The organism is Moorena sp. SIO2C4, from assembly GCF_010672485.1.
GTDB lineage: Bacteria > Cyanobacteriota > Cyanobacteriia > Cyanobacteriales > Coleofasciculaceae > Moorena > Moorena producens.
Map to the genome: position 1 here is coordinate 1 of NZ_JAAHGN010000285.1, position 7,667 is coordinate 7,667.

Annotated in this window: 6 protein-coding genes and 2 pseudogenes; 6 read left to right on the top strand and 2 right to left on the bottom strand. The window is 44.8% G+C overall.

From position 1 onward, the window contains the following. The 5 genes and pseudogenes from F6K20_RS16305 to F6K20_RS16325 form a co-directional block, all read left to right on the top strand. A pseudogene (locus F6K20_RS16305) lies at positions 1-575 on the top strand (glycosyltransferase family 2 protein); the annotation flags it as partial. Between the two features lie 62 nt (positions 576-637). Continuing rightward, the gene (locus F6K20_RS16310) at positions 638-2,143 is read left to right on the top strand and encodes a hypothetical protein (RefSeq protein ID WP_008181222.1); all 1,506 of its coding nucleotides are present in this window, start codon (positions 638-640) and stop codon (positions 2,141-2,143) included. A gap of 45 nt (positions 2,144-2,188) precedes the next feature. After that, on the top strand, positions 2,189-3,223 hold the full coding sequence (locus F6K20_RS16315) for a glycosyltransferase family 4 protein (RefSeq protein ID WP_008181220.1): 1,035 nt from the start codon (positions 2,189-2,191) through the stop codon (positions 3,221-3,223). A gap of 10 nt (positions 3,224-3,233) precedes the next feature. Continuing rightward, the gene (locus F6K20_RS16320) at positions 3,234-4,427 is read left to right on the top strand and encodes a glycosyltransferase family 2 protein (RefSeq protein WP_287264669.1); all 1,194 of its coding nucleotides are present in this window, start codon (positions 3,234-3,236) and stop codon (positions 4,425-4,427) included. A gap of 348 nt (positions 4,428-4,775) precedes the next feature. Further along, positions 4,776-5,345, top strand: coding sequence for a hypothetical protein (locus F6K20_RS16325; protein WP_008181216.1), 570 nt, complete (start codon positions 4,776-4,778; stop codon positions 5,343-5,345). A gap of 387 nt (positions 5,346-5,732) precedes the next feature. Here the strand turns inward: F6K20_RS16325 and F6K20_RS16330 are convergent, their stop codons facing one another. Continuing rightward, on the bottom strand, positions 5,733-5,966 hold the full coding sequence (locus tag F6K20_RS16330) for a hypothetical protein (protein WP_287264670.1): 234 nt from the start codon (positions 5,964-5,966) through the stop codon (positions 5,733-5,735). Positions 5,967-6,189: 223 nt separating this feature from the next. On the opposite strand from F6K20_RS16330, the gene F6K20_RS16335 reads away from it, so the two are divergent. Beyond that, the gene (locus F6K20_RS16335) at positions 6,190-6,402 is read left to right on the top strand and encodes a hypothetical protein (protein WP_044492472.1); all 213 of its coding nucleotides are present in this window, start codon (positions 6,190-6,192) and stop codon (positions 6,400-6,402) included. 499 nt (positions 6,403-6,901) lie between these two features. Here F6K20_RS16335 and F6K20_RS16340 read toward each other — a convergent pair. Continuing rightward, positions 6,902-7,667, bottom strand: a pseudogene (locus F6K20_RS16340) (elongation factor G); the annotation flags it as partial.

The window sequence follows — 7,667 nt, forward strand, 5'->3', positions numbered from 1 at the left end:
TGCCGAAAGCCGTTGTCACCTTCTTACCTCCTCCCCCTATTTATCCTGATGAGAAAGAATACTACTACCTCAAATGGAATCCCGATACCTACCGTCAAGACTACCTGCATGTCGCTAAAAAATGTAATCTTGATAACCCTCCATCCGCAATGGGAGTGGTAACGGCACGTCGAAAATATGCCTCAGACGATAATCCGAAGAATCAGTATGCTCAACAGATTGAATACCGCACGAAGGTGGAATTAACGGCTAAAGACATTGCTAATCTTGTCTCTCCAGGCGATCCCTTCATCCTGGTTCACGATCAGCAGTTAAATCTTGGCGATGTTGCTGAAGGCCGCCAGGTCATTCCATTTCTGGAAAAAGACGGGCAATACTGGGGAACGCCACCGGATGACTCGACGGCTATCTCTGAGTTGGAAAGGATGAAAGCTGGGGAAGCTAATCTCATTGCATTTGCCTGGCCATCGTTCTGGTGGTTGGACTACTACACAGACTTTTCTCGCTATCTCCGTTCAAATTACCCATGCACTCTTGAGAATGAACGTCTAGTTGTGTTTGACCTCAAAACTTGATCGACCTGACTCTTCTATCAGCATTTATTGGTTAGGACTGATAAGCTACTGTGGGGATAAATATGAAAATCGAAAATCTTCGTTACGAAAACAAGGATGGGCTAGCAAAAGTAGTTGCGACTATCAGCTGGGAAAATTGCAATCGATCTCAGCAGGATATTTACTTTGCGACTCTGCCAGAATATAGCTCCGCTCTGTCTTTGAAAGCCGATACGTACCTGGTTGCTTGTGCTTTCCTAGCAGCAAGATATGGAGAGGAGCGGATCGCGATCGATAGCCCAGTCTGTCCAATTTTACTCGAAGGAGTACTCACTAATCTGGCTTGGCTTCACCGATATTGGGAAAAGTTTAGCCGTACTGTCCCTGTAATTGAAGCCCCGCTGGATACTCATTCAGTCTCACGACCTGAAGAGCATACGGCATTGTTTATATCAGGTGGAGTTGATTCATTATTCAGTCTTCGCCACAACCAACTTACTGTACCAGAGGGTCACCCTTTCTCTATTCGAGATGTAATCTATGTTCAGGGTGCAGGTTTTCCGGAAGACCCTAAATCAAGCCTTAAATTGGATTCCCTTGATCGATCTATTGCAAAATTCAGTGAAGTCAATAAAGAAACAGGTGTCAATCTTATACCAGTTGTAAGCAACTTACGAACCCTGGCTTATCGTGGCTATTCAGATGATGGAAAGTTTTGGCAGTACTGTTACCTTGGGGCTTCACTTGCTGCTGTTGCTCATAGTCTTGGACGGCGATTAACCAAAATTATTGTTTCTTCGGACAATCCCATCTCGGATATAGCTCCTGAAGATCTTATCTATCTAGCACCTAATTACAACAGTCAGAATTTACAGCTTATTTATTATGGTGCTCGATTCTCGCGACTTCAGAAGACGCAAGTCATCAGTGACTGGGACGTTGGGCTGAGGAACTTACATGTATGTACGGCAAACGGCAATTCAAATTGTGGGAAGTGCCTGAAATGTATTGTAACCATGACCACCTTAGAAGCACTTGGAAAGCTAAAAGGTAGTAGGGCTTTTCCGGTAGATGAAGTTTATCCAGAGCTTCTGCAAACTCTTAAACTAATGACACCGGGATATTTAAGTGATTACAGTTCCTTAGTACCTTTACTAAAAGAGCGTGGTAGAGACGACCTTGTTTTAGCCATTCAAAGACTGATTGAGTCCTATAGACCCTGGTCAGATTGGCGCGAGTTAGCGTTGCAGGAGATTAAGCGTAATATTCCTCCACAGGTCACTTTTATATTGGCAGATCAAGATGAATGGGGAACGGATGAGTGGGTAGATGAGCGTCGTCGGCTTCCTTTTCTTGAAAAAGACGGACGATACTGGGGATCGCCACCTGATGACAGGACTGCAATTTTGGAGTTAGAGAGATTAAAAGATGACGGGGCAACCTTCCTAGTTATCGGATGGCCAGCTTTCTGGTGGCTGGAACACTACGTCGATTTTTTCCACCATCTCCGCTCGAATTATCGCTGTCTTCTTGAAAATGAACGTCTAGTCATTTTTGATTTGCAAGACAAGCTGGAAGCTGCTGCCTAGGGCTAAAACTAAATTCTAAGCTGATGTTGACCCACCCCAAAAATTATGCGCATTGCTCAAGTTGCACCGCTGTGGACTAGCGTTCCCCCCTCTACCTACGGGGGGACAGAACTGATAGTGCATTTGCTCACAGAGGAGCTTGTGAGTCGTGGTCACGACGTAACTCTATTTGCTACGGGAGATTCTCAAACCAGTGCAAAGCTGCGACCTATTTGTGAATCCAACTTAGTCAATACAATGGGAAAAGGTGAAGCCTATCAATACGAATATTACGTCAATGCTAGCCTTAGCTCGGCGATTCGAGAGGGGAATTCTTTCGATCTCATTCATTGTCACCTTGGGTGTGCTTGGATTCCCTTTATGGCGCTTTCTAAAACCCCAATCCTTTACTCAGTTGGGTCCGCAGTGACAGTAGACGATCGATGGGTATTAAGTCGCTATCCTGATGTGAATGTTACATTTCGCAGCTACGATCAGATAGCAACCATTCCTCCTGAAAATCGCAAAAATATTCGAGTCATCTATAACGCCTGTGACTTTGACCGTTTTGAACTCTCGATACAATCTGGAAAATATCTGGCTTTCTTAGGACGAATGTCGTCAAATAAGAATCCGCTGGGTGCTATCCAGATTGCTAAAGAAGTCGGTTTGCCGATCGTCCTAGCCGGTGAACCCATGAATGCCGATGAAAATCAATACTTTGTGGATAACATTAAGCCCTTGATTGATGGTGACAATGTTATTTATCTTGGTCCCGTAAATCACGACCAAAAAGTGGATCTCCTCAAAAATGCGGCTGCATTTCTTTTCCCTATTCAATGGCCTGAACCCTTTGGGATAGTGATGATTGAAGCGATGGCTTGTGGGACACCTGTGATCGCTTGCCGAAAAGGCTCGGTGGCTGAAGTGATTGACTTAGGCAAAACTGGCTTTTATGCAGAGTCAGTGGAGGAATTGATCCCCCTAATATCCCGCGCCATGTCCCTAGATCGCCGTACTGTCAGAGAACACGCCATGCAGCGGTTTAGCGTTAAGCGGATGGTAGATGACTATTTAGCACTTTATGAATCACTGGTTTAGGAAGAAAACTATGAGTAAACCATTGTTGGCAAGTATCGTTATTAATAACTATAATTATGGTCGCTTTCTGAGACAGTGCATCGACAGTGCCTTGAATCAAAGCTTCGGCAACACAGAAGTTGTAGTCGTAGATGATGGTTCGACCGATAACTCTCGTGAAATAATTTCTTCTTACGGAGAGTATGTCACTCCAGTATTTCAAAACAATCAAGGGCAAGCTTCTGCTTTCAATTCGGGGTTTGCCCAAAGCCGTGGAGACGTAATCATTTTTTTAGATGCTGATGATATGCTATTGCCGACGGCTGTCGAGAATGCTCTTCCCTTTTTTGAAGATCCTGAGGTAGTTAAGGTCCAATGGCCCTTATCCATCATTGATGCACAAGGCAGACTTCAAAATCGAACTAAACCAGATAAAGTAAGTTCTATGCCAGAGGGTAATTTGCGTGAAGCCGTAATAAAACAAGGCCCAACAAACTATGTTTGGCCTCCTACCAGTGGTAATGCCTGGTCTAGGACATTTCTGAATAAAATCCTCCCTATGGATCAAGATAAACTTCGATTGGCAGCCGACAATTATCTTTTTGAAGCAGCTCCTTTTTTTGGTCTTATTAAAACAATAAAAAGTCCCCAAAGTTACTATCGAATACATTTAAAAAACTATTGGCAAACCATGAGTTTTGATGAAAAACTTAAATTTCAGCTGAGATTTTGTAATCATTACTTCCCGATTCTAAGCCAGTTTTGTAAGGATATGGGAATATCTGTAGATTTAAGTGATTGGCTCGCAAATTCATGGTGGTACAGACTTAATCGCGCTGTTCAAAAACTGGATGAACTCATCCCGGCAAAAGAACCATTTGTGCTTGTGGATGATGCTATTTGGGGAATGGAAGTCACTTCCTTTCGCCATCCTATCCCTTTTCTTGAGAAAGAAGGAAAATACTGGGGATATCCTCCAAATGATGAAGTCGCCATTCAGGAATTAGAGCGATTACGTGAGGCCGGAGCAAAGAAGATAGTTTTTGCCTGGTCCGCCTTTTGGTGGTTAGAACATTATGCCCAGTTTTATGACTATCTTTGTTCAAATTTAACCTGTACGTACCAAAGTGAATTAATTGTCGTGTTTGACCTCAAACCCAGAATAAAGAATCAGTGGCTTGATGAGAGAGTAAACCCAGCACTTGATAGGGGAATATCATCTTGAAATTTTAAATTTTGGAAAAGCAACTTGATTTTATAATTAATAAATGTTATGATTAATATATTTTCTACTTAGTGTAGCTTAAATGCTTTTCTAAGAGTTCTAATGTCAAGCATTGTTGTCTGTGGCTATATGATCCGACATCCAGTTGCCGGAAATATACTCGCCTATTTTCATTATTTATTGGGTCTGAATCGCTTGGGATACGATGTCCTCTAGCTGGAGGAGAGCGGTTGGCTCCTATCTTGTTATGACCCGGTCACCCGCGATTACAGTGACGAGCCAAAGGCCGGTCTGCGTATAGTACAGAAGTTAATAAACAGCTATGGCGCAGATGTTACGGCGTGCTACGTGAATCGTGATACAGGAACTGTCTATGGTGCAGAGTGGGAAGAAGTGAAGCGAATACTGGGAGCCGCTGATCTGCTGTTGAATATCGGTGGGGTTTGCTGGTTACCCGAGTTCCGTATCTGTAAGCGCCGGGTATTAATTGATATGGATCCATTCTTTACCCAAATTGGAAAGTTCGCTGTGGAGGGGCGCAATGACTATCACCTCTACTTTAGCTATGGTACTAACATCGGACACTCCGATTGTAAGATTCCAACTGATGGCCAAGACTGGTTGCCTATCGTCCCTCCAGTGGTGCCAGAACTATGGCAAAACTCTGCATCCACTCCAGAACTGGCAGATGCCGCCTTCACTACCATTGCTAACTGGAGTGCCTATGGTGATGTCGTTTACCGAGGGGAGCCGTATGGGCAGAAAGATCAGGAATTCATGCGCCTACTGGAATTGCCTAGCCGCTGCTCGCAAAAACTCGAATTAGCGATCTCAGGCCATGATTCAGAGATTGTGACTGAAGTTCCCCCGTTCGTTTATACTACTATGCCATTGAAAGGCTCTCCCCATAAGGGATAAGCGTGATTGAGCCTTGAAATTGTGTACCCATGTTGGTTCTTGAAGTGTGTCGGGAATTGGAATATAATGCAACTATAGGCACTGGTTGCATTTTTATTTGATATCATCTCCGGTTGAATACTTACACGCTTGGCCGAATCGAAGGCAGAAGGCAGAAGGCAGAAGGCAGAAGTAAAGGAGTAAGGTTTCATCGGAGATGGTTTTTGATTACTAATTATCCGGACATGATATGAGAACCAAATCGCTTCTTGATGCAGTCGCTCATGAGGCAAACCACGCCAGTTGCTCATGGTTTGTTCGCGAAGCGTCGCCTTTGGCGATAGTTACCGTAAGAGAGTGGAGCCTTATTAAAAAATATTTAACCCTTTTCTGCATAACCTGCCGACATTAAAGGCTCCACTCTCTAAGGTTTCGTCTCCGGGGGAACCCCCAAGACCGCACTGGCTCCCCAAGACCGCGCTGCATCGCTTCATAGCCCTTCAGTTGAACGTTGTGAGCATTCTCAATAAGACTGTACCCAGTAGCAGTAAGTACATCATAATCTAGAAACACCACAGAGATTGGGATTGAGGTTTCGAGTAGTTCAAACTTTGGGGGAACTTCAGTCTTGAGGTGAATCAAACGGACCCCAAGGTTGGAAAATTTAGGTCAGTATCCGAAAATCCCATTCTCAATCGTGTAGTCTCTAGGAGAATAATCTGGGATCAAGTTCTGCTAATTGGCAGTGTTGGATGGTCAGCACCCCCCTCTTGCCTAGACGGGGCGACCTGACTCAACTGCTATGTTTTCCATAACCCTGATGCTAGGTTAGGTAATTATGGCGGAAAATGTTGAGGTAATAATTATGATTATCCCATTATCGATAACTTTGATGATCGCCTCAGTAGCCATTTACCTTTGCGTTAAGACTACTGAAGAAATCGTCAAAGTGGCTGCAGCTATAACAGCCTTACTGTGTCTGTTTGTCAGCCTATTTTTTGTTCCTTGGCCAATCAAACTACTGATTTTGATAGTTCCCTTTATTTTTGAAAAACTCCAGCGGATAGCCTATCGCTAGGGATTAGGAATGATTGCTTTAGGCTTTAAGTAATAAAATCATTAACGATTAACTATTAACCATTAACCATTAACCTAACCCCTAACAGGGTAAGCATATGCGCTACGCCCAGGCTACGCCAACAGCTATCAGCGTGTCGCGTATCAGCTTTGGGTCTGTGGCCACGCTACCGGAACAGATTATCCCCATAGCGCAGGCTGTCTTGATGCAATAGCGAGTGGTTTGTTCGCGAAGCGTCGCCTTTGGCGATAGTTACCGTAAGACAGGCTCGCCTTAATCAATAAGTTTTAACCATGCATCTGCATAGCCTACCAACCATAAAGGCGAGCCTGTCTAAGGTTTCGTTTCCGGGGGAAACCACGGCAGTCGCTCATGGGGGGGACCCCCAAGACCGCGCTGCCTCCCCAAGACCGCGCTGCATCGCTACTTGAGGTGCTTTTGAATAAAATAAGCTGACGGCTGACGGCTGACGGCTGAATGCTTACCTAACAGGATTAACCTAGCTCTTACCATTACCATTACCATTGCCAGTGCTTGCCAGCACCCGATCAGCTAGCTTACCTGGCACTTCCTGGAGATGGTCATAGGTCCAATTAAAGAAACCGATCCCTAGAGTAAGCGATCGCAATTCCATGATCAAGTTTTGCATTTCTGCCTGGGGGATATAGCCAGAGACACAATCCCATCCTGTCCAATCAGAACAGGTCTCATAGCCGAGGATTTGACCCCGATGACCGGTGATCAATTGCAGCACCTTAGAGGTAAATTCCTGAGGTGCATAGACCCCAACAGACATAATTGGCTCAAGTAACGTTGGTTCACAATTGGGCATACCACCGGTCATAGCGAGCCGTGCTGCTTGTTTAAATGCCTGTTCCGAACTATCTACCGAGTGGTAAGAGCCATTGGTGAGAGTAACAGCCACATCTACCACTGGGAAGCCTAAGGGTCCGTGGGACAAGTACTCCTTTACTCCGATCTCCACACCAGGGATATATTGCTTTGGGACGACCCCACCGACAATGCTTTCGGAGAAGTTAAACCCTTCACCCCGAGACAAGGGTTGGATATCAAGGTAGACATCACCATATTGCCCATGACCACCACTTTGGTGCTTGTAGCGCCCGTGAGAGGTAGTGGATTTGCGGATAGTTTCTTTGTAAGGCACTCGGGGTAAGTGAGTGGTCATCGGTAAGTTGTATTTGCGGCTCATCCGGTCTAGAGCAACCTGAAGATGAATATCTCCCTGTCCCCATAGGATGATT